Below are 273 nucleotides of genomic sequence, written 5' to 3' on the forward strand. Positions count from 1 at the left end.
CAAGAGCCCCATATAGGTCTGGATCCACACCCGCAGCGTCTCGAAATCGTAGGCCAGGACCTCGTGGTCATCGACGAAGCGGAAGTGAGCGATCTGACGCGTGTCGGAGAGCATCTGGTCCGCGATGAGGTCGATGTCGAGCATCGCGACGTTGGCTAGAAAGCCGCCCACGAACAGCCCGGTGGGAATGCCGACCAGTCGATCCGAGGTGACCGGCGGCTGGATCGCATCCATCATCTCGGGTGAAATTCCCGACGCATCGACCTGAAATTC

1 protein-coding gene is annotated in these 273 nt (G+C 60.1%); it reads right to left on the reverse strand.

The features are described 5' to 3' along the window. A partial coding sequence (locus CVH10_RS20485; protein WP_146143188.1) for a hypothetical protein occupies positions 1-237 on the reverse strand: 237 nt, incomplete at its 3' end. Between the last annotated feature and the right edge of the window lie 36 nt (positions 238-273).

The sequence above is a fragment of the Halomonas sp. ND22Bw genome, from assembly GCF_003011945.1.
Taxonomy (GTDB): Bacteria; Pseudomonadota; Gammaproteobacteria; order Pseudomonadales; family Halomonadaceae; genus Halomonas; species Halomonas halophila.